Source organism: Sporolactobacillus sp. BBK16-2, assembly GCF_059878335.1.
The window spans coordinates 3,442,482-3,464,587 of record NZ_CM187611.1; the positions used below are offsets into that span (position 1 = coordinate 3,442,482).

General features: G+C 43.8%; 17 protein-coding genes and 1 pseudogene. 10 read left to right on the forward strand and 8 right to left on the reverse strand.

Annotated elements, in window-relative coordinates; genetic code table 11:
• Nucleotides 1–420: 420 nt before the first annotated feature.
• Together AC6F33_RS16965 and AC6F33_RS16970 are read left to right on the forward strand one after the other, a co-directional pair.
• Nucleotides 421–1,365 (forward strand): aldo/keto reductase family protein, encoded by a 945-nt coding sequence (locus AC6F33_RS16965; protein ID WP_500777499.1) that lies wholly within the window; start codon nucleotides 421–423, stop codon nucleotides 1,363–1,365.
• A 143-nt stretch (nucleotides 1,366–1,508) separates the two neighbouring features.
• Complete coding sequence (locus AC6F33_RS16970; protein WP_500777500.1) at nucleotides 1,509–2,000, forward strand: hypothetical protein; 492 nt, start codon at nucleotides 1,509–1,511, stop codon at nucleotides 1,998–2,000.
• Between the two features lie 816 nt (nucleotides 2,001–2,816).
• Here the strand turns inward: AC6F33_RS16970 and ltrA are convergent.
• Nucleotides 2,817–4,193 carry a group II intron reverse transcriptase/maturase gene (gene ltrA, locus AC6F33_RS16975; RefSeq protein ID WP_480947509.1) on the reverse strand — a complete coding sequence of 459 codons (1,377 nt, stop codon included), beginning with the start codon at nucleotides 4,191–4,193 and terminating at the stop codon, nucleotides 2,817–2,819.
• 514 nt (nucleotides 4,194–4,707) lie between these two features.
• Entirely contained in the window at nucleotides 4,708–5,817 is a 1,110-nt protein-coding gene (locus AC6F33_RS16980) for a PTS sugar transporter subunit IIC (protein WP_480948165.1), read from the reverse strand.
• A 289-nt stretch (nucleotides 5,818–6,106) separates the two neighbouring features.
• Here AC6F33_RS16980 and AC6F33_RS16985 point away from each other — a divergent pair, with 289 nt between their 5' ends.
• Together AC6F33_RS16985 and AC6F33_RS16990 are read left to right on the forward strand one after the other, a co-directional pair.
• Nucleotides 6,107–7,750 (forward strand): malolactic enzyme, encoded by a 1,644-nt coding sequence (locus tag AC6F33_RS16985; RefSeq protein ID WP_500777501.1) that lies wholly within the window; start codon nucleotides 6,107–6,109, stop codon nucleotides 7,748–7,750.
• The gene (locus AC6F33_RS16990) at nucleotides 7,747–9,165 is read left to right on the forward strand and encodes an anion permease (protein WP_500777502.1); all 1,419 of its coding nucleotides are present in this window, start codon (nucleotides 7,747–7,749) and stop codon (nucleotides 9,163–9,165) included. The genes AC6F33_RS16985 and AC6F33_RS16990 overlap by 4 nt, the downstream gene beginning before the upstream one ends.
• Before the next feature lie 146 nt (nucleotides 9,166–9,311).
• On the opposite strand, the gene AC6F33_RS16995 is transcribed toward AC6F33_RS16990, so the two are convergent.
• Nucleotides 9,312–10,613: an L-cysteine desulfidase family protein gene (locus tag AC6F33_RS16995; protein ID WP_500777503.1), complete on the reverse strand. Its 1,302-nt coding sequence runs from the start codon at nucleotides 10,611–10,613 to the stop codon at nucleotides 9,312–9,314.
• Between the two features lie 560 nt (nucleotides 10,614–11,173).
• Here AC6F33_RS16995 and nrdD point away from each other — a divergent pair.
• Together nrdD and nrdG are read left to right on the forward strand one after the other, a co-directional pair.
• A complete protein-coding gene (gene nrdD / locus AC6F33_RS17000; protein ID WP_500777504.1) occupies nucleotides 11,174–13,381 on the forward strand; it encodes an anaerobic ribonucleoside-triphosphate reductase in 2,208 nt (735 codons plus the stop codon).
• Nucleotides 13,382–13,396: 15 nt separating this feature from the next.
• Nucleotides 13,397–13,984 (forward strand): anaerobic ribonucleoside-triphosphate reductase activating protein, encoded by a 588-nt coding sequence (nrdG, locus tag AC6F33_RS17005; protein ID WP_500777505.1) that lies wholly within the window; start codon nucleotides 13,397–13,399, stop codon nucleotides 13,982–13,984.
• Between the two features lie 63 nt (nucleotides 13,985–14,047).
• On the opposite strand, the gene AC6F33_RS17010 is transcribed toward nrdG, so the two are convergent.
• Nucleotides 14,048–14,506 carry a hypothetical protein gene (locus AC6F33_RS17010; RefSeq protein WP_255748729.1) on the reverse strand — a complete coding sequence of 153 codons (459 nt, stop codon included), beginning with the start codon at nucleotides 14,504–14,506 and terminating at the stop codon, nucleotides 14,048–14,050.
• 336 nt (nucleotides 14,507–14,842) lie between these two features.
• On the opposite strand from AC6F33_RS17010, the gene AC6F33_RS17015 reads away from it, so the two are divergent.
• Entirely contained in the window at nucleotides 14,843–15,730 is an 888-nt protein-coding gene (locus AC6F33_RS17015; RefSeq protein WP_500777506.1) for a LysR family transcriptional regulator, read from the forward strand.
• A 126-nt stretch (nucleotides 15,731–15,856) separates the two neighbouring features.
• Nucleotides 15,857–16,051: pseudogene (locus tag AC6F33_RS17020) on the forward strand (MetQ/NlpA family ABC transporter substrate-binding protein); the annotation flags it as partial.
• Between the two features lie 138 nt (nucleotides 16,052–16,189).
• Here AC6F33_RS17020 and AC6F33_RS17025 read toward each other — a convergent pair.
• The 4 genes from AC6F33_RS17025 to AC6F33_RS17040 all read right to left on the reverse strand — a co-directional run bounded on the left by AC6F33_RS17025 (nucleotide 16,190) and on the right by AC6F33_RS17040 (nucleotide 20,133).
• Nucleotides 16,190–16,783 carry a hydrolase gene (locus tag AC6F33_RS17025; protein ID WP_500777507.1) on the reverse strand — a complete coding sequence of 198 codons (594 nt, stop codon included), beginning with the start codon at nucleotides 16,781–16,783 and terminating at the stop codon, nucleotides 16,190–16,192.
• Nucleotides 16,784–16,802: 19 nt separating this feature from the next.
• A complete protein-coding gene (locus tag AC6F33_RS17030; protein WP_500778178.1) occupies nucleotides 16,803–18,023 on the reverse strand; it encodes a multidrug efflux MFS transporter in 1,221 nt (406 codons plus the stop codon).
• Nucleotides 18,024–18,124: 101 nt separating this feature from the next.
• The gene (locus AC6F33_RS17035; RefSeq protein ID WP_500777508.1) at nucleotides 18,125–18,955 is read right to left on the reverse strand and encodes a helix-turn-helix domain-containing protein; all 831 of its coding nucleotides are present in this window, start codon (nucleotides 18,953–18,955) and stop codon (nucleotides 18,125–18,127) included.
• 134 nt (nucleotides 18,956–19,089) lie between these two features.
• Complete coding sequence (locus AC6F33_RS17040; RefSeq protein WP_500777509.1) at nucleotides 19,090–20,133, reverse strand: alpha/beta hydrolase; 1,044 nt, start codon at nucleotides 20,131–20,133, stop codon at nucleotides 19,090–19,092.
• A gap of 296 nt (nucleotides 20,134–20,429) precedes the next feature.
• Between AC6F33_RS17040 and AC6F33_RS17045 the strand changes: the two genes are divergently transcribed.
• Nucleotides 20,430–20,849: a MarR family winged helix-turn-helix transcriptional regulator gene (locus AC6F33_RS17045; protein ID WP_500777510.1), complete on the forward strand. Its 420-nt coding sequence runs from the start codon at nucleotides 20,430–20,432 to the stop codon at nucleotides 20,847–20,849.
• Nucleotides 20,846–21,709, forward strand: a complete 864-nt coding sequence (locus AC6F33_RS17050; protein WP_500777511.1) for an SDR family oxidoreductase — start codon at nucleotides 20,846–20,848, stop codon at nucleotides 21,707–21,709. Before AC6F33_RS17045 ends, AC6F33_RS17050 begins: the two co-directional genes overlap by 4 nt.
• Nucleotides 21,710–22,106: the final 397 nt, after the last annotated feature.

The window sequence follows — 22,106 nt, forward strand, 5'->3', positions numbered from 1 at the left end:
ATCTCAAGATAATGCTGAAGCTTTCTGACCAGTCGGGTTTTCTGCCTTACTGCATCCGGCTGGTGCTGTATTATTAGCTCCCCAACTCTAGATACAAACGAATGACTCGTTCGTACACAGAGGGGTACGAACGACTATCTAAAGTAATAGAAAGTATAATAATACCAGTCTTTCGTCTTCAGCTGGTTCATCATCTTCGAGATCCTTTCTGTTTAAGGTTGTTTTTTATTATATCATGGCCAATTAAAATAGCAACCGAAAAACAGAGCTATTGCCAAACGGACATCCGAATCAATCGTTGCACATACTAGCTTTTTGTTCCCCTATTGTTTGACGCTTACAAATGCGCAAGATTATCATAGAACTATACGTTGCAGCATACACACAACGATAATTAAATATGGCTTGAGGAGGGTTTCCATGAACTATCGTCGTCTTGGCAACACAGGTCTTAAGGTCAGCACCGTCAGTCTCGGCAGCTGGCTAACTTACGGTGGCTATGTCGCCAACGAAAATGCAGTGAATACGATTCTAAAAGCTTATGATCTCGGCATTAATTTCTTTGATACGGCAAATGTCTATATGCGCGGAGAAGCGGAAAAAGTGGTTGGCAAAGCAATCAAAGCCTTTCCCCGCGAATCAATCGTACTCTCAACAAAAGTCTACTTCCCAATGGGCGACGGACCGAATGACCGCGGTCTGTCTCGTAAGCATATCATGGAGCAAGCGAATGCCAGTCTAAAACGACTGGATGTCGATTACATCGATCTGTACTACTGCCACCGCTTTGATAACGAAACACCAATTGAAGAAACCTTGCGCGCGTTCGATGACCTGATCCACCAGGGCAAAGTCAACTATATCGGCGTCAGCGAATGGACCGCAGCTCAGATCACCGAGGCCGCGCAGATTGCCGATCAGAAATTGCTCAATCATTTTGTCGCCAATCAATCGAAGTACAATATGCTCGCACGAGAAATTGAAAAAGAAGTCATTCCCGCGAGTCAGGCACATGGAGTCAGCCAAGTATGCTGGTCTCCGCTCGCTCAGGGTGTTCTGGCCGGAAAATATACGTCGATTAGCGATTTCCCATCCGGAAGTCGGGCAGCTGAAAACAAAGGCGGTATCCGAGAGTATTTGACGGAAGATAACTTGAATAAAGTTGCTGAGCTTAAGAAAATCGCTGCCGAACTTGGCATCAGCATGGCTCAGTTGGCACTCGCCTGGATTCTTCGTCAGGACAATGTTGCCAGCGTCGTTGTCGGCGCCAGCAGGCCCGACCAAATCGTGGATAACGCTAAAGCTGCCGATGTTGTGCTTGATCCAGAAACATTAAACCAAATTGAAAATATACTGAATCCTTAACAGGACAAGCGGATTGTACCGATCGTGTTCAGAAATCTGAACACGTTTTTTTTATGCCCTCAAATATTCAAATACGAATCACAGATTCGGGTCGTTGACATAGTATAAATTGAAGAAATCCGCAGAGAATCCGGGTGATTTAAATGAACATTAACTGGCAATCCTTTCAAGGCGTTGTCACAATGATCAGTGATTTTATGATCGGACCAAGTGAAGAAGGTCAGGGCTGTTACAAACTATTTACCCTAGAAAATCATTCCGGTACCGTAAATTTTGTCGTATCGCCTACGACCTACTTTGTGGATCATGTCCGAGTAGCCGTGGGCGACAGGATCACGGGTTATTATGACGGAAACGTACCTGTTCCACTGATTTATCCTCCACAGTATCGAGCGCTCATCATCGTTAATGATGATCCGAATCAAAATGTCAAAGTCGATTTTTTCAACGATCATCTTCTGAGCAGTGACGGACAATTAATCTTGACACCGGCACCTTTTACACAAATTTTACTAACAAATGGACAGTATTTTACGCACAATCCCGCCAATCGGAATTTAATTGTGATTTACGGTCCGTCGACAAAAAGTATCCCCGCACAGACCACGCCCTACAAAATCATCGTATGGTGCTAACGTTGCAAGAAAAGCCAGGCAAAAACCGCCCGGTCCTTCATTAAGTAACGAGTAAAATAAGCGGAGATTTTCCGGTTATATGCACCATGGCGCTAGTTTTGCCTGTAAATAAGGGTAATTTTTCCGCTTATTCAGAGAAAAAACCTCTATTTTTACGTTTTTCGATTCAATAAGGGTAATTTCTCCGTCTATTTAAGCGATTTTACCATTCATTTTCAATTTAAGCGGAATTTTTCCGTCTATTTCTCAGATTGGGCGCTTGCCTGATCGCACACCCGAATCTTATAACGCTGATCATTATACCAGCAAGGCAGAACGACATACTTTCTTTTCTTGTAAGAAAAACCGGGCAAAAAGCGCCCGGTCCTTACTTTCACAGGATGTGATGGCTTTCGCGTTGCATGCAGGACGTACTTTCACAGGATGTGATGGCTTTCGCGTTGCATACAGGACGTATGCGTATTTAGCGAAAGCTCCTTTACACTTGCGAAAGCTCCTTTACACTTGCGAAAGCTCCTTTTTTAGCATTGGTTTGTGTCTTTACAGTGTTGAATCATCGCTTCGGTTACTCGCACCAAAAGAGCACGACCGCGGGCGCACCGCAAGCCTCCTCAGACAAGCAGAAATCTGCGGGATCTCGCTGGCACCTGATCCCGCAGGAGTCTCGCACCTCCACTTTGATTCTCGGCCAAGACACTGGTTTATTCGTTTAAATACGGGGCAGAATCAGTCGAGTAGGACAGCGATTCACATCTTCTGTCCCCTCACGGAACCGTGCGTGCGCTATTTACGCACACGGCTCTTCTTGTTCATGGTTCACAGAATGTAGCTCAGCTCCGACCGAAGTTGATAAATATTGACCTTGATTCGCGGTTGCGGCAGAGGGAAGCGTTTGAGAAATTGATTAAATTTTTCCCATGTGAACGATCGTTTCTGGCTCCTTCTGTTTAACCATTTATACAACAACCGAATCACCTGCAATCGAAAAGCGCTCACGCTTAGACTGTTATCGGTGATACAATAGTAGTTGTAATAGCCGGTCAATGACCTCTTGAGCCGATCCATGATGAAGTCAATCTCTTGGGTCCGATGGCCTTTCAGCCACTGCGAATAGGCTTTGAGTTTGGCACCCACTTTCTTTCGGCTGCTTTTCCTCTTGACTCGAAAATGTCCGCTTTTACTTTGCCCACAATAGTGGGTGAATCCCAGGAAGTCAAAAGTCTTTGGCTTCCTGTTTCCATTTCTCTTGGCATTTTCCTGAGCGAATCGTCCGAAAGGGATGATCCTCGCTTTCTCCTCCGCAAGCGCCAAGTTAAATTTTTCTAGGCGCCGCTTCAGATCGCAATAGAATCGTTGGGCTTCCTGTTTATACTGAAAACAACAGACAAAGTCATCGGCATAGCGCACCAGATAAGCCTGTCCCTGGCACTGTTTCTTCACCGCTTTCGTAAACCATAGGTCAATCACATAGTGCAGATAGACGTTAGCTAGGATCGGCGAGATCAGTCCGCCTTGCGGCGTCCCTTGTTCGCTTGCGTGCCAAGTTTCCTTCTCCATGTAACCCGCTTTTAGAAAACGGGCAATGAGCCTCAGAAAGCTTGGATCCTTGATCCGTAGCTTGAGAAAACGCATCATCCATTGATGGTCGACATGATCGAAAAAGCCCCTGATGTCCACATCAACAATGTAGTTCGTGTACTTCTTTTCAATGAAGACATTCAGGACTTTAAGTGCATCATGGCAGTTCCTATTTGGGCGGAAACCGAAGGAACAGTTAAGAAAGTCTTGCTCATAGATGGCATTAAGGATCTTCGCCAGACCCCGCTGAACAATTTTATCCTCATAGGCAGGGATGCCCAGTGGGCGTTTCTTCTTTGTTCCCGGTTTATCAATATATGTCCGCCGGACAGGGAGCGGCCGATAGCTTTTCTGCTTCAGGCGCTTATCCAGATCGGCAAGGTGTTCATCAAGATGTTCTTGATAGCTTGCCTTCGTCATCTGATCGATGCCCGCTGCTTTGTTTCCCTGCAGTTCCCGGTGACAGACCCTCAATTCCTCTACGCTCAATAAATGAGCCAGAGAGGTGAAGGCCATCTTCGGATTTTCCTTCGCTAGCTCTGCTATTCTTACCTGTTTTGTAGTCATCTCTACTGTCACCTCTGTGTGTGCCGATGTGTCCCAGATAAGATTCATAAACAAGGGAAAACACCTTCCCTCAACCGGCATTACCCGATATCATGGGTACTATGTGCTTCCTCCGACTTCCCAGCAGACATTTAACGTCCTTACATTTGATTGCTTGGTTCGCTATACTTTCTTTCGAAAGACCCGCTGGGATCTCCCGAGTTGCCGTACCTTATTGATGCTCAGCGTGCCATGGTCTCTGACCCCGGGGAACCCCCAGACCTCTTGCCTTAACGATGTCTGGCGTGTTGCCTTCTGGAAGTATAACGCCATCGGCATTCCCATTTCATAAGTTTTCGAGGCTCAATCCCTTCAACCACTTGGCTTACGGCCCACTGGCTCGCTGTCTACGCTTAAAAACCAAAGTTGCCTTTCGTTCTCCAAGACTCGCTACGGATGAGTGGCTAGCTCTTTTTCCGACGGGCTTCCCACCCGCTATAAGGCACGACCTTGCTCGGTCGCTCTATACTTTCTTTACTTGTAAAAACCCTCACGCGCTGCATGAGGGTTTTGTATACCTGTATTAAGCCTTTTCCAGAACGAGCTTCGGCTGCGGTTCCGGTTTTTCTTTTTTAAATTCAGCCATTTCTGTCCCGTAGTCTTCAGATTCATACAGATGAAGCACCCTGCGACAGACCCATTCGAAGAAAAATCCGCCTGCAAAAGGTACCGCAATGAATACGAGACCGATGATCAGCAGGTTAGCAATCGTCGCTCCGCCGGGCATAAAATGGATAGCATTGATTGGACCGACCATTCCTGAAAATCCGAATCCGGCACTGATCGGTGTCCCCTTGATTTGAAAAGCGGCACCGAGTGCGCCTAGTAGAGCACCGTTAAGTATAATCGGCACCAAAATTTTCGGCTGCCTAACCATTGCTGCGATCATAATCTTAGGTGTTCCGAGAACAATAGAAAGCGAAAGACCGATTTTATTGACACGCAGTCCACCAACAAACATACCCACAGCCGCAGCAACGCAGCCCAGATTGCCTGCACCCGAGGCAATACCGCTCATACCAATTGCCGATGCGATGGCTACTGTTGATACAGGCGAGATCATAATTACTGAGAATGCTGACGCAATCAAGACGCCCATCAGGACTGGCTGTAGCGCTGTGAAACTATTGATCATCCCGCCAAGTCCGGTTGTTACCGTGTGTACAAGAGGATAAACAATCAGTCCCATGCCGCCTCCGACGATACAGATAATCGGCGGCATAATGAGCGGTTCAAAGGACTTCAGACGTCCTCCAATAAGCAAGACGAGCCCGCATGTTAAACTGATCGTCACCAATATATTAACTAAGTCACCCATGCCTCCGATCACAATACCGTTTGGTGTGAATTGCAAGGCACCTGATCCGGCCCAAGCCGCCGCGGCCACACAAACCATCGGAATCGGCTTCAATTTGAATTGATGCGCTACCGCTGCGCCGATCAGCAAAGGAACGGCCAGCATGAAAATGGTGACCAATTGATAAATGCTTCCAAAAACCGGTACCGTTCCCATCAGCGCCTTGCTTAATTCACCAAGCAGCGCTGATGGAATCAATGCTGCGACAATTCCTATGGCATGCCCGACAAGGACATGGTTTACGAATGCTTTCACCGTCATCTTTTCTGTTTTCAAACGTCAACACCCTCTCCGTTTTTTCTATCTCTGTTTTCTCTCCAAAATTGTGAGTGATGTTATTCTAACACGTTTGTTTTCTCAATGCAACGCGTTTATTTGCTAAAGTGATTTGTCCCTATTATTCCTGATGTTGTTCTATAGAAATCATATAATGGACACACTACAAGTTGCATCCAAACAGCTTTCTCATATTAAATAAATTTATAACAGCAGCAAGGTTTGACTATAAACAGCTATACTTTCTATGATTGATCTGTGAAATTAAAACAAACCTGGAGGCCTTTTTATGAGCCCAATAACTCTTTTGAATGATCCCTTTTTGAACAAAGGAACAGCCTTTACAAATGAGGAACGCAAAAAATACGGTTTGGAAGGATTGCTTCCTCCTAAAGTTCAGAGTTTAGAGGAGCAAACCAAACAGACCTATGCTCACTATCTGACGAAATCATCTCATTTAGAAAAAAGACTCTTTCTCATGCAGATTTTTAATGAAAATCGTGTCTTGTTCTTTAAATTATTCAGCCAGCATGTTGTCGAGTTCATGCCCATTGTTTATGACCCGACCATTGCAGACACCATAGAGAACTACAGTGAGCTGTTTGTACAAACACAAAACGCAGCATTTTTATCTATTGATGATCCTGATTCTATGGAAGCAGCATTAAAAAATGCCGCGAATCATCGGAATATCCGCCTCATTGTTGTCACCGATGCAGAGGGAATTCTCGGTATTGGCGACTGGGGCACCAACGGCGTGGATATTGCGGTAGGTAAATTAATGGTCTATACGGCGGCCGCCGGAATTGATCCGAGTCAAGTACTGCCCGTTGTTTTAGATGCCGGCACCAATAATAAGAAATTATTAGACGATCCACTGTATCTTGGAAATCGTCACGAGCGGATAAAAGGTGAGCGTTATTACGCATTTGTCGATCAATTCGTTGAGACTGCAGAACGATTATTTCCAAAGCTGTACCTGCACTTCGAAGACTTCGGCCGCGACCATGCAGCCAGCATCTTAAACAAATATAAAGATAAAATCACGACATTTAATGACGATATTCAAGGAACAGGCATTATTGTTCTCGCAGGTATTTTAGGAGCATTAAACATTTCAAAGCAGAAAATGACCGATCAAGTATACATGTCCTTTGGCGCAGGTACGGCTGGTGCGGGTATTACAAAACGCATTTATGACGAATTTCTGCAGCAGGGATTGTCTGAGGAAGAAGCGAAAAAGCACTTCTATCTTGTCGATAAGCAAGGCTTGCTTTTCGATGATGATCCGACGCTCACACCGGAACAAAAACCGTTTGCTCGTAAACGCACTGAATTTAATCATCCTGAAATGCTGACCAATTTAAAGGCTGCCGTTCAAGCTGTACACCCAAGTATTCTGGTCGGTACGTCCACACAGCCCGGAACTTTTACCGAAGAAATTGTGAACGAAATGGCGGCACACACGGAACGTCCGATCATTTTCCCGCTTTCCAATCCTACGAAACTCGCCGAAGCCAAGGCTGAGGACCTGATTAAGTGGACGGACGGAAAGGCACTTGTTGCGACCGGTATTCCTGCACCGGATGTTACCTATAATGGCGTTACGTACCAAATCGGACAGGCAAACAATGCGCTGGTCTATCCGGGACTGGGCCTTGGCGTGATTGCCTCTACAGCCAAGGTATTGAATGATGAAATGATTTCCAAAGCCGCTCATTCGCTCGGCGGCATCGTTAATCCGGAACAGCCGGGTGCAGCCGTGCTCCCACCCGTTTCTAAGCTGGATGCCTTTTCACAAACGGTCGCCTTGGCTGTGGCACAGAGCGCCGTGGATCAGAATCTTAATACAGAACCGATTTCTGATGCGGCCCGGGCAATTGAGGATGAAAAATGGGCACCTGAATACCGAGAACTAGGCGACCTATTATGAGCCTGGAAAAAATTAATTACAAGAAATTTCTTATCCCTGTGATCGTGGGAATCATTATCTGGCTGTTGTCGCCAGTTAAGCCGGCAGGCATTTCTCTTACTGCCTGGCACATGTTTGCGATCTTTGTCGCAACCATTATCGGCTGTATTACCCAACCGCTCCCCATTGGAGCAGTCGCTGTTATCGGGTTTACGATGACGGTCATTACCGGCGAGGTACCGATGGACACGGCCATTGCCGGATTTGGAAACAACAGCATCTGGCTCATTGCAATGGCTTTCTTCATCTCGCGCGGATTTATCAAAACCGGCCTCGGCACACGTATTGCGCTGAACTTTGTGAGGCTTTTCGGCAAGAAAACGCTGGGACTTGCTTATTCATTGATTGGCGTTGATTTGGTTTTGTCACCTGCCACACCGAGCAATACAGCTCGAGCAGGCGGAATTATGTATCCGATTATTAACTCTTTGTCGCGTTCATTCGGATCCAGCCCCGAATCCCATACCGAACGGAAAATGGGTTCCTTTTTGATCTTTTCGGAATTCCACGGCAATACCATTACATCGGCCATGTTTCTAACAGCCATGGCAGGCAACCCCTTGGCGCAATCCCTGGCCAAAAGTGCCCATGTCTCGATTACCTGGATGAACTGGTTTACCGCTGCGTTCATTCCCGGCATTCTGTCTCTGATCATTGTCCCTTATATCATCTATAAATTGTATCCGCCCGACATCAAAGAAACACCTAACGCCAAGGAATGGGCAGAAAATCAATTGGGCGAATTAGGCAAAATGGCACGTTCCGAAAAATTCATGTGCGGTATCTTCCTAATCTCACTGATTTTATGGGTCCTTGGCGGCACTCTGAACATTGATGCTACATTAACCGCCTTTATCGCACTGACATTACTATTAATTACCGGTGTTCTGTCCTGGAGTGACATACTGCAAGAGAAAGGCGCATGGAATACGCTCGTATGGTTCTCCATATTAGTGATGATGGCCGGTCAGCTAAATACACTCGGCTTTATTCCGTGGTTGAGCCATTTTATTTCAGGCGGTTTGAACGGAATGAATTGGGCAATCGTGTTAATCGTGCTCATCCTTGCCTATTTCTACAGCCATTATCTATTCGCAAGTGCAACCGCACACGTCAGCGCTATGTACAGTGCTTTGTTAGGTGTTGCTTTGGCATCGGGTGTCCCGGCATTACTCGCTGCACTGATGCTCGGATTCTTCGGGAACCTGTTTGCATCAACGACACACTACAGTGACGGGCCTGCTCCGATCCTATTCTCATCCGGTTACGTCCCGCAAAAAACCTGGTGGAAATTGAACGCAATCTTGGCCATTGTTTATTTCATTATATGGCTCGGATTAGGGTCGCTTTGGATGAAACTCATCGGTCTTTATTAATCGAATTTTTGCTTAAAGAGGCTGCCTCATAGTCGAAAAAATGACTTTTGAGACAGCCTCTTTTATTTTGCCTGTAAACAGGCCATTAGGAGCTTTTATCTATTTAAATTTAATGATCAAAAGGTGACTAGTTACGTTCACTTTTGTTAATCTGCAACAGCATCTTTGCTGGTATGTTCCAGCATGATATTAATGATTTCACGGTCTGTCTGCCGCATTCCTTTTTTAGCAAGAATGCCCACATTATGAATCGTGTTGTCCACGCCTTTGGTTACGATGCCATCACCGCCGAAAAACTGCTGATTATTCTTGTACATATGATAGCCAAGAATTCCGGCATCGACTGCCGCAGAAATTTTGGCGGCACATGATGGCTTCGCACCGTCACAGATAATGCCCGAAGTGATCGCCAGGGCATTAACAATCGTATGAGCAATTTCCTCATAATCTCCACCCTGCAAATAGGCAATGCCGGCACCTGCGCCGCAGCCGGCACTGACTGCACCGCAATATGCAGAGAGACGTCCAATGCCCGTTTTTTGGTAAATGGTAATCAGGTTGGACAGAACCAGCGCACGATAGAGTTGATCACGTGACACGCGCAATTCTTTTGCATATTCAATCACAGGAAGAGAAGCAGTCATCCCCTGGTTCCCGCTTCCTGAGACAATCACAACCGGTTTTTCACAACCGCCCATTCGCGCATCGGATCCTGCCGCAGCGGCAGCTCGTGCGCGCGTCTTGACATCATTGCCGTAGGCGCGCAGCAGAACTTTTCCTATATTGGCTCCCCAATCATTGGTTAGCCCTTCGTCAGAAACAGCAGAATTATACTCGACCTGTCTTCCAATAACTTCTGAAATATCTTCAAGGCGCACACTGTTTGCAAAGTCGAGAATATCCCGAACCGTGAGGCGGCTCCGATCCGTCAGCCCGCCGCCTTTATCTGAACTGCTGCCCGACTCATACAGAACTTTTTCATTTCGAGTTACACGGACAATATTGGTGTGATACTGTTCAATGACAACCGTTGCCTCATCTTCCCCCTTTTTAACAGTCACCGAGATATAGAAAACGATCTCGTTGTCAGCAGGAACAACCGTGATTGAATGCGCATCGATGTATCCCTGTATGGATGCCTTAGCTTTTTCATCAATATCTGCCAGTACTTCCAGCTTTCTCGAAGCATCTCCCGCAACAATACCGGCAGCAGCCGCAGCCTTAATGCCTTTCAAACCATTTGTGTTGGGAACAACGACACTTTTTACATTCTTAATGATATTTCCGCTCGCCGCAACAACGCAGCTTTCCGGTGCCGCGTTCAGCACTTCCCGAGCTTTCGCCGCCGCGTAAGCAACCGCAATCGGCTCAGTGCACCCTGTAGCGGGAACCAATTCTTCTTTTAAAATGTTCACGTAATTTCGGTACGTTTGGTCTTCTGGATTCATCCGAAACCCTCCTGAGTAAAAACGTTGATTCACAAACCGTGCGGTCATTCCTCTTTATTCATCCATAGTCAATCTATCATTTATACGATTAGGATGCTTTTGACTCTGTCTCTCTGTATTAGATCAATTATGTACATTTTTACCCCGTATCAACTATTTTTCAATAGGTAAATATGTCAAACGGTTGACAAAAGGATGTGAGGACACTTTCTAAAGAAACAGCGCCCTCTTTGACTCGATTAAAAAATGAATTAAATAATTAAATCATAAATCGAGACCCCGATGACATTTGCCATTAGACCAGTGGTTATACCGAAACACATATTGACTATAAATTTTTTGTTTTTCTATTATTATCATAAAGGATAGATACAAGTTACAGAATTTGTGTTCCGACACATCTTTCACAGGCTTGTCACAAGTTGGATTTTTCCCACCACAATACAATATATAGTGCTCTCAATGAGTTTTTCAGAGTTTTATTTCCTATATATTGATTGAAAGATGTTCAATAATCTCCTATTATAGATTGAGTAATTGTTTAAAAGGGGGTATTCATAGTGCTAGATACAAAACAGAAAACACTAGCCAATCAACTGACGATCAACGTTCTGAAACGTGATGGTCGTGTTATAGATTTCAACACCGAGAAGATCACAACCGCCCTGCTAAAAGCAGCAAAACATGTCCTCGGCGAATTAGATCCGCTAACCTATCAATTAATTAATGAAATTACTAATGATGTTATCGCTGAAATTGAATCGCGGTTCCATAATGATGTTAAGATTTACGAGATTCAAAATATCGTTGAGCAGACACTTTTGACCCATCACCAGTATGACATCGCTCAAGAATACATTAATTATCGGACCCAACGCGATTTCTCGCGTAACCAAGCAACCGATATCAACTTCACGATTCGCAAATTACTTCATAAAGATAAAACCATTGTGAACGAAAATGCGAACAAGGACAGCCATGTATTTAATACGCAAAGAGATTTGACCGCAGGAACCGTTGCCAAGGCAATCGGACTGAAAATGCTTCCGCCACAGGTAGCCAATGCTCAACTAAAAGGCGAAATTCATTGGCATGACTTAGACTACCAGCCATACAGCCCGATGACCAACTGCTGTCTGATCGACTTTAATGAAATGCTCAATCATGGCTTTAAAATTGGCAACGCTGATGTCGAGCCGCCGCACTCCATACAAACCGCCACAGCTCAAATGGCGCAAATTATAGCCAACGTTGCTTCCAGTCAATACGGCGGATGTTCAGCCGACCGCGTGGACGAGCTTCTCGCTCCATTTGCGAAAAAGAACTATGACAAGCATTTAGTCGATGCCAAAGAATGGGTCGATGGCGACGAACGTCAGCAAGCATTTGCTCGCAAAAAAACTAAAAAAGACATCTATGACGCAATGCAGGCATTAGAGTATGAAATTAATACTTTGTACTCCTCTCAGGGGCAGACTCCATTTACGACTTTAGGCTTCGGCCTTGGAACGAATTGGATCGAACGAGCCATTCAAAAAGCAATTCTGCATATCCGTATTGATGGATTAGGGAAGGAGCACCGCACCGCAATTTTTCCTAAGCTTGTATTCAGTTTGAAGCGCGGGCTCAACCTTAATCCAAGTGATCCGAATTATGATATTAAGCAACTGGCTGTAGAATGCGCAACCAAGCGGATGTATCCTGACGTGCTGATGTATGACAAGCTCATTGAACTGACGGGGAGCTTTAAAGCGCCGATGGGCTGCCGATCTTTCCTGCAAGGCTGGCATGATGAGAACGGCCAAGAGGTGAACTCCGGGCGAATGAATCTCGGTGTCGTTACCGTTAATCTGCCTCGCATTGCCATGGAATCAAAGGGAGACAAGGAAAGCTTCTGGAAAATTCTCGAAGAACGGCTTCAAATCTGCAAAGAAGCACTGGTCTTTAAAGTGGAACGCGCAAAGCAGGCAACACCGGAAAACGCACCAATTCTTTACCAATACGGAGCTTTCGGTAAACGATTAAAACGAACGGACTCTGTCGATGAACTCTTTAAGAATTCTCGTGCGACCGTGTCACTTGGCTACATCGGCCTTTATGAAGTCGGTACTGTTTTTTACGGCAGTGCATGGGAAACCAATCAAGAAGCGAAGGATTTCGCAATCAGCGTCGTGAAAAAGCTTTGGGAACATTGCCGGGATTGGGAAAATGAATACGGCTATCATTTCAGCGTATACAGCACGCCAAGTGAAAGTCTGACGGACAAATTCTGCCGCAAAGACACCGAGAAATTCGGTAAAGTAAAGGATATTACCGACAAAGAGTACTATACCAACAGTTTTCACTATGATGTTCGAAAAGCGCCGACACCATTTGAAAAATTGGATTTTGAAAAAGATTTCCCGCCATATTGTGCCGGCGGATTCATTCACTACTGCGAGTATCCAAATCTGAAACAAAACCCAAAAGCTTTGGAAGCTGTCTGGGACTATGCCTATGATCGTGTCGGTTATTTAGGGACCAATACGCCGATTGACCAATGCTTCAAATGCGGATTCAAAGGTGAATTCAAGCCGACGGATCGCGGCTTTGAATGCCCGGAATGCGGCAACAACGACCCACAAACATGCGACGTAGTGAAACGCACCTGCGGCTATTTAGGAAATCCGCAGCAGCGTCCGATGATTCACGGCCGCCACGTTGAAATCGCATCACGCGTAAAACATATAACGCTTGGTAATGACAGCAACACGATTGCTCGACAATAAAAGGGGGAGCACCTGATGGTCAAAAACATAGAAAGAACAGGGCCACGAAATCCGAACCCAAAGACATGGCTGGCAGAAAAATTAAGTCAGAACTATATTGCCAGCTATAAACCATTTAATTTTGTCGATGGCGAAGGCGTGCGCTGCAGTCTCTATGTCAGCGGCTGTCCTTTTGACTGCCCCGGATGCTACAATAAAGCGGCTCAGAACTTTCGCTATGGACAGCCGTACACCAAGGATTTGGAAGACAAAATCATTGAAGATATTGGACAGCCTTATGTCCAGGGACTGACCCTGCTCGGCGGCGAACCGTTCTTAAACACACAGGTTTGCCTGTCGCTGGTGGATCGGCTCCGCAGCGAATACAAGCATACTAAAGATGTTTGGTCATGGACAGGCTATACGTGGGAAGAATTGCAGCAAGACTCTGAAGACAAGCGCGAACTTCTGTCAAAAATTAATATTTTGGTAGACGGCCGCTTCGAGCTCACTCAGAAAGACTTGACCTTGCAGTTCCGCGGCAGCGCCAACCAACGCATCATTGATGTTCAAAAATCATTGAAAAATGGACAAGTCGTCCTTTGGGATCGGCTTGTTAAATAAATCATTTTCTTCCATTCAGCTCGTACCTTGGATCAGGTGCGGGCTGTTTTTTTAACATTTTTCCTATTCCTCAATAGGAACCATGAAATCACATTCAGATTCCCCATACTTCGCAAACATCTTTTCCTTGTAGTCTTCAAATGACAGATGAAAATTTTCAGGGGGATTGCCGCCCAGAATGGAAAATACTCCATCTTTAAAAGAGACTAAGTAGCTTTTTCCCTGATCAACAGTATCATCCTCGAATAAAGCCTTATGCTCTTCTAAATGCTCTTCTGTAACCTTATTCAACAACATACTTTTACGGCTTCCGTCTTTATTGACCAAAATAAAGATACCATTCCCATCATACTTTTCTTCCTTGTATTCAACACTTTGAGCAGTTTCGCTTACAATTAATTTGGTGTGATTATAACCACAGCGCAAGCAATAGATATAATACTCATCCGTTTTGTAATAATCATCTTTAATTGCGGAACGTCCGCAGCAGGGGCATTTTATTGCATAAATCATCGAGGCCACTATAAACTCTCTCCTTTGTTTATTCAATTAGAAATGAAATGGACTGCGAAAAAATGGGCATCTAAGAAAAAGAGGTTAAAAAAAAGGATGGCGGCATAGAAGGTAACTTAAAGCGGTAAAATCGAGTTGGAAACAGCAACAAGGTTCTTTCATCCAAAAGTATTCATTATTCTCACAATTTATAATAGACCATATGTTCGTGTTTGTCTACTTTTTTTTAGGTCACTTCATAGAGCTGATGCTCAGATCTAACAAAGCAGCGGCGACAAACCAATTCACGAGATGGTAAACTATAGAAAACGGGACAAGCTGAGAGCAAGCGAGGCGTCAATACTGATGAATATACGAGATCTCAATTATTTTATACAGCTCTTTCGAGAAAAGAATTTCACAAAAGTCGCACAGTATTTCAATGTCAGTCAGCCTACCATCACGGCAGCTGTTCAACGGCTCGAAAAAGAGCTGGATGTGCAGCTGGTCATTCGTGATCAATCGCATAAAGAGCTGATTTTTACAGAAAGCGGCAGACAATTCGAAAAACATGTCACCCAAATTTTGCAGGAACTTGATGCTGCCAAGTTGGAACTTACAGCAATCAAGCAAGAACGCGTTCGCTTTGGACTTCCCCCTATAATTGGCAGTTCACTTTTCCCCGCTCTTTCAGCCAAACTTTTAGAAAAGAATTGGCTTTCTCATTTGGATACACGCGAAGACGGGTCGAAATCGCTTTTAAACCAATTGAAAAGCGGAAAACTGGATTTAGCCCTTTTAAGCTCTACCCAGCCCATTAAGGACTCAAAGTTTACCGTCCATTTACTCGCAAGAAAAAAGTTTAAAGTGATTGTCAGTCCCAATCATCCCTTAGCACATGCGGGTTCAGTTGCGTTTCAAGATCTTAAGAACGAGTCCTTCATTCAGCTCAATGAACGCTTTGTGCATTCCATTGCCTTCCACCAGTTCAGTGAGCAGGCACAAATTAAGCCGACCATCATCTATCAAACGAATGACGTACCAATCATTAAAGGCATGGTTTCCGGCGGAGTCGGTATCAGCCTGCTTAGCGAAACCGCTCTTTTGCCGCAAGATCCTGTTGCCGCACTCACTTTAAGCGATCAGCCGCAGCCTGAGTTTTTAATTCAGCTTGTTTATCGCTCGAACCATCTTCTGACTTCCTTGCAGCAAAAAATAATGCATTTGCTTACTCAAGGAGATTTTTTAAACTAAATGCATTTCACCTCTCAGACAAGAAATATGAATCATCCTCTCACTTGTTTTTAATTCGGAGTTAACTCATAATATTAATTATATTTATTAGCTGTTTATCGGCTAAGATAAAATGACTTTGCTTGCAACGGGGGAATTTTTAATGAAAAAGGTGTTCTTTTTAGGACTAATTATGACGATAGTTATCCAAACTATTTCGTCGTTCGAACAAAGAATAAAAATGATAAGGTCGTTAAGCAAATAAAGAATTACTATCATTCGCCTCAAATCAAAGCATACATTAGTAAAACATTTCATGGTTCTGTAGTTCCCGCTTGGTAAAAAGGGTTATGAATTAAAAAACGATCCGGTTCTTGCCTCATAATGGCATGAATCGGATCGTTTTATTTAGCTATACCCGTTCATTGACCGATGCAGACTATTTTTTAGGTCAAATAAACAACTTTAACCTTCCCTGTATTACTCATCGCTTAACAAACGTAGTACTTCATCGCATGTCCGAATTCTCCCAATCCGCGGGAAAATATAGTGACACACATAATCATGTTCTTCTTTGGTTGAAGCGGTCATTGCATCCTCAACAAAAATTTGCGAGTAGCCATGCTGATAAGCTTCACGTGCGGTCGTGTCGACACCAATTCCTGTAGAAATGCCGCAAAGCACAACAGTTTGAATACCGCGACGGCGCAATTGCGCGTCAAGATCTGTGCCATAGAATGCGCCCCATTGCCTTTTAGTCATCGTATAAGCGTTCGTAAAGTCTGCTAACTCAGGTACCCATTGATCCCAGCCCTCACTGAACCGGTTGGAACGGCTGCTTTGATCAGTATTAGGCCTCAGCATATCTTTTCCATCAAATGTGGCAACACGGACAAGAACGACAAAGGCACCTTTTTCCAGAAATTTACGAACCATGCTGCTCGCCTTTTGAACAACCTGCACACCTGTATAAGGCGCACGTGGACTGTTGACAATACCATTCTGCAGATCAATAACTATAAGAGCCGTTTTAGCCGCTGTTAAACGTTCCGTTCCTGCTTGTTTCTTATCCATAATCATTTCCTTTCCTATTTCAAATGGCCTTGTGTGATACACGATGACGATCATTGATGCTTATTTTTCGATAAATTCTAAAATAAACCCATAATGCATTAATGAGCAGCAACGCAGCAGTCATATAAAATACAGATCGGATGCCGAACCAGGCAGCAGCCTGTCCGCCAAATACGGACCCGCTGAATACACCCAAATACATTGCAGACATGCTGAATCCGAAAATTCTGCCTGTGAGTGCATCAGGGGTGATCTTTTTCACCAGAATGTTAATTGAGGGCATCAGACCCGCCGCGGTTAAGCCGAATAAGAATCTAAGGCCAATTAATTGCCATGGATTGTTCACGAATGCCATGGGAATAAAAAGGATTCCGGCAAGAATAAGCGCTGCGAGTATCACTTTTTGAGCACCGATTCGATCCGAAAGTTTCCCTAGTCTAGGCGCCGCCAGAATGTTTGCCAGTCCGGAAGCAGAGAAAGCCATGCCCGCAAAAAGAGCAATATGACTGGTACTATGAGCAATGTGTGCCACGTACACAGTAATAATCGGCTCCGCTGAATAGAGAGCAACCGTTAAAATAAAAGCAGTGACAAACAAGGTAACGGTTAAGCTTTTTTCCGGAATACTTGCCCACACTTCCCCGCTGCGCAGTACCTTATGATCCTCACGATGAAATTCCTCTTTCACAAAGAAAATCGTGGTTAAAAAGGCAACAAGCATCAGTGCACCGGTAATAAAAAACACATTTTGAATACCGGCGAATTCCGATATGAATCCACCGATCATTGGACCCAGTAAAGAACCGGCAATGTTTGCTGTTGATAACGTACCCAGCGCCCATCCGGCATGCTCATTATCTGTCTGAGTGGCAATTAATGTTGTGCAAGCCGTGCTATAACCGGTGATCACTCCTTGCAGCAGTCTCAAGCCAATGAGCACATAGACGTTAGGTGCAAAACCCATGCAGCCAATCACAAGTGCCATACCGAGGCTTGCACGCAAAAGCATTGGTTTTCTCCCAAACCGGTCAGCCGCCGCGCCCCAAATGGGTGAGAAAATTGCCGAAAGAATAAACGTAATGCCAAAGGCAATCCCGGATAATTGGGCGATTGCAGCTGCATTGTGGACACCAAGATGCCGAATATAAAGCGGCAACACCGGAGCGATTTGACTCATGCCGATACCCGTGGCAAACATGCCAAACCAGCAAAAAATTAAATTTCTTTTCCAAATCGGCAAAAAAAAGCCACCCTTCTGCTGATGATTCATTGATCGTCCCACATAATGAACAATAACATCCTCATACTAGCTGAAGAATGGCCTTTATTACATGAACAATATTAGATTCCATGGACATTTTTGCTATAAAATTCTGAAGGACTCATGCCTTCAATTTTTTTAAATACCCTGCTGAAATAAAATTCATCGGTGAATCCCAATTCTTCTGCGATTTCTTTTATCTTTTTATCGCTCTCTACCAACAATGCTTTTGCCTTATCAATTTTCATCCTGTTGAAAAAAGCAATGACGGTATAGCCCGTGGTATCCTTAAAAATTCTGGATAAGTAAGCCGGTGACAATTTCACCAGATCTGACAATCTGCTTAAAGTTATGCGATGATCTATCCGTTGCTGCATAAACTCGATGACTTGCTCAACCTTTAAAAATGCTGTGGCCTTTTGATTCTGCTTTTTCATGGTTTCAAAAATGACTGCGATTAATTGCTGAAGCAAGATCTTGGCTGCAAATTCGTACCCAGGCTGTTTCGCATCCCAGCGACTTACCAGCTTATGAAACAGATCATTCACTTGATAATGATCCTTTAATACCTGCGCCTCATGCAGCGGCAGTAGTCGTGTTTCATTTTTTATTTCCCAATGATTATCGGCAAGGTACACATGTCCATAACTAAAATGTACAGATTGAAAACAAAGGGGTTCACTACCATCGATCTCAATGGAATGCATAACAGCAGGACAAATATAGAAAAGCATGTCCTTCTCTAGAAGGTACTTTTTCTTCCCAATAGCAATATGACCTTTTCCCGAGGAAAAGCAGATCAATTCATGATGTTGAAGCGTTCTGGTGATGCTTCTCGTTTCATTTCCAGATTCACGACCTTCTCTGCTGTTGCAATAATGAATATGAAAGAAGAGATCTTTTAGCCACATGGTGCCTCCATCGTTTTCAAGCTTTACCTATTCTATGTGTTTGCGAGTAGAAAACATATTCGGAAAAATTAAATCGTCTCACTCATATGATTGAACAATTGGAGTCATACTCTGTTCTCCCTAAGCGTCTTCATTCAATTACGGATACTCATATGTTTCTCAATAAAACGGAAGAGTGTTGAAAAATACAAGTCGGGGTCGACAAGTGACGAGGCGGCATGCGTAGCATTCTTTACGAGCAAAAGCTCCTTTTCTCCGGCTGCGGCTTCGTACACGCGATGCACCATGCTCGTTGGAACAAATGTATCCTGTTCGCCATGAATAAACAAAATTGGTACTTTTGCTTTTTTCAATTGTTCAACGGCCGATGCTTCAAAAATGCCGTAACCAGCACGAGACCGTGTGACTCGGTCAGCAAATCGAAGGATAGGGAACGCAGGCAGACGAAAAAGATTGCGTAATTCATATGCGAATTCATCGGCCACCGACGTATAACCGCAATCCTCCACAACGCAGACAACATGTTCAGGAAGCTCCTCCCCCGCCGTCATCATCGCGGTTGCGGCACCCATTGAAATGCCGAAAATGACAATCTGTGCCTGCGGATCCGATTTGATGATCTCATGAATCCAGCCGACCACATCCAGCCGATCGTTCCAACCCATGCCAATATAATCTCCTTCGCTCTGCCCCGCTCCACGCAAATCCGGAACGAGAGCATTAAAACCATGGTCAGCAAAAACCGATGCATAGTAGAACATATAGGAACCTTCATTCATATATCCATGCAAAAGTACCACCCAACGATGGCCTTCCGGATGAGCATCAAACCGGCAAGCATGCAGCTTCAAACCATCGGATGCATTTAAAAAAAAGTCAGTCGGCGGACACTCCTGGAGAAAGCGTTCGTTCACAGCCTTGCGCTCGCCAATCCGTGCTTTTATGACCGATGAAAAGTGCTCCTTCGATACTGCCGGATCAAGATTTTTCCGATGAGGCGATTGCTCCCGTGCAATGGCCAGACGATAAAAGTAACGACCGACCATACTTTCCGTCACCTTGAAAACAGCAGCTGCGGCCGTCAAAATTCCCGACACCACAAGGATCTTTGTTTTCAATTTCCCGCGCTTAATCTTTGCCTTATCTTTTTGATCACTTGGATCACTCAGCAGCCGCATAAAACAACACCCTCCTCTCATGATTTTGCTCTACTTTTATAATAAATGAACAGAACATAAACTGACAAAAAAATGACTGAAAAATTTTTCATTACTGCTACCGTACTGATATAAGTGAGGTTTTTTAGTGTCCAAGTATGGTTGGTCTCTTCCAAGCTCTCATTATCTTGCACCAAAAAAAATGAATCAAACACACTTTAAAAATCCTGGATGATTGTTGCGTGTTAAATCTATTGAAATAGTTAAGCAGATGAACTAAAATTAGTTCAGTAGATTAACTATATTGGGGTGACGTCATGGACGAAATGTACCAAAGTGCAGAAATTATTGCACAATTTTGCCGAACACAAATTAATGTAAAGAAAAATATTCCGATTCGCAATAGTGAAATGGGTGTTTTAATCTATTTAGTCAGAAGTAAAGAAGCGGTAACCCCTTTACAAATTGCTCAATTCTTCGCAGTATCAAAACCAATGGTTACTGAAATGATTAATTCCTTGAATAGAAAAAAATACTTAATAAAACACTCTGATCAAACAGATGGGAGAAGTTATAAAATAGCTCCAACTTCACTAGCCAAAGAGCTCGTCAATGAATCTTATAAAGAATACTTAAAAATGCTATATACCTTAGAAACGAAGATGGGGCAAGATGATTTTAGACAATTGGTTCACTTAATCAGTAAAGCAAATCAGATATTAGCAGAGGAGAAATGAAATTGGGTAAAATTTTAGTCACTGGAGCATCCGGGAACTGTGGTACATTTGTTTCGCACACATTAGTGGAATTAGGAGAAATTGTTGTCCGTTCCTACACAACAAATAATCGATTACCTGCCTTAGAACATTCAACAGATGTTAAATTTGATTTCACTGACCCTTCAACCTTTGAAAATGCGTTAAAGGGTGTAGATCGAGTCTTTTTAATGAGACCTCCTCATTTAGGAAAGCCCGAAGATCTTTTTCCGTTCATAGAATGCATGAAGAATCATGGAATTAAACTTGTATGTTTTCTGTCTTTAATGGGGATCGAAAAAAATAGCATTCCTCCCCATTACAAAATAGAAAAATATATTGAAAAACTAGAAATTCCTTTTGCCCATATTCGACCAGGATTTTTTATGCAAAACATTTCAGGTGTTCATGCTGTAGAAATTCGTGAACAAGACACTATTTTTGTACCCGCAGGAAAAAGTAAGACAAGTTTTATTGATGCAAAGGACATTGGAGAGGCTACAGCGTTCATCCTGCATAACTACCAGAACTATGTAAACACAGCACATACAATTACAGGACCGGAAGCATTAGATTATTACCAAGTTGCAGAAATTCTTTCAAATGTATTAGGCAGAAAAATTACCTATGCAAAGCCCTCCTTTCTTAACTATCGAAGCGTGTACATTAAAAAAAGAAAGCTCAACAAAACGTATGTAAACGTTACTGTGGCTTTATATTTTATGACCCGAATGGGAACCGCTAAAAACGTAACGGATGACTTTTATCAAATTACTGGTAAGCACCCTAGAAGCTTTAAATCATTTGCAATTGACAATAAAAATGATTTTTTGAAAGTATAAATTTTGAGCTTCCTAATCCTGTTAAAAAACCTTCAGTTCTCGAGTAACCTCATCGAATTGATCAACCAGATGTTTAAAAAGCTGTTCGTCCATTTTTAAGATAACTTGTTTATAAAAATATACAGAACGATAAGGCGGTTTTTTCATTAAATGATTAATGACGCGCAAGTCGTTCGCCTGTGCATTAATTCTTAGAATGAGATATTGTTCTTGAAGTGAGATGTGCGCTCACGATAGACTTGCCATAGATTAATCCACGAAGCGGCGGGTCCCAGATTTTCAATTAGATATAAAGTATTCATTCGTTTACTCCAGCGGCGCGCCCAAGTAATTCGTCCTCTAATCCAAGCGGTTGCTGCTTTAGAAACACGATAACCCTTGGTGATTTTTTCTCCTC

Excerpts from the sequence above, each read along its gene's own strand:
- AC6F33_RS16965 (WP_500777499.1), top strand. The coding sequence starts at position 421 with ATGAACTATCGTCGTCTTGGCAACACAGGTCTTAAGGTCAGCACCGTC.
- AC6F33_RS16970 (WP_500777500.1), top strand. The coding sequence starts at position 1,509 with ATGAACATTAACTGGCAATCCTTTCAAGGCGTTGTCACAATGATCAGT.
- ltrA (WP_480947509.1), bottom strand. The coding sequence starts at position 4,193 with ATGAATCTTATCTGGGACACATCGGCACACACAGAGGTGACAGTAGAG.
- AC6F33_RS16985 (WP_500777501.1), top strand. The coding sequence starts at position 6,107 with ATGAGCCCAATAACTCTTTTGAATGATCCCTTTTTGAACAAAGGAACA.
- AC6F33_RS16990 (WP_500777502.1), top strand. The coding sequence starts at position 7,747 with ATGAGCCTGGAAAAAATTAATTACAAGAAATTTCTTATCCCTGTGATC.
- AC6F33_RS16995 (WP_500777503.1), bottom strand. The coding sequence starts at position 10,613 with ATGAATCCAGAAGACCAAACGTACCGAAATTACGTGAACATTTTAAAA.
- nrdG (WP_500777505.1), top strand. The coding sequence starts at position 13,397 with ATGGTCAAAAACATAGAAAGAACAGGGCCACGAAATCCGAACCCAAAG.
- AC6F33_RS17015 (WP_500777506.1), top strand. The coding sequence starts at position 14,843 with ATGAATATACGAGATCTCAATTATTTTATACAGCTCTTTCGAGAAAAG.
- AC6F33_RS17025 (WP_500777507.1), bottom strand. The coding sequence starts at position 16,783 with ATGGATAAGAAACAAGCAGGAACGGAACGTTTAACAGCGGCTAAAACG.
- AC6F33_RS17035 (WP_500777508.1), bottom strand. The coding sequence starts at position 18,955 with ATGTGGCTAAAAGATCTCTTCTTTCATATTCATTATTGCAACAGCAGA.
- AC6F33_RS17040 (WP_500777509.1), bottom strand. The coding sequence starts at position 20,133 with ATGCGGCTGCTGAGTGATCCAAGTGATCAAAAAGATAAGGCAAAGATT.
- AC6F33_RS17045 (WP_500777510.1), top strand. The coding sequence starts at position 20,430 with ATGGACGAAATGTACCAAAGTGCAGAAATTATTGCACAATTTTGCCGA.
- AC6F33_RS17050 (WP_500777511.1), top strand. The coding sequence starts at position 20,846 with ATGAAATTGGGTAAAATTTTAGTCACTGGAGCATCCGGGAACTGTGGT.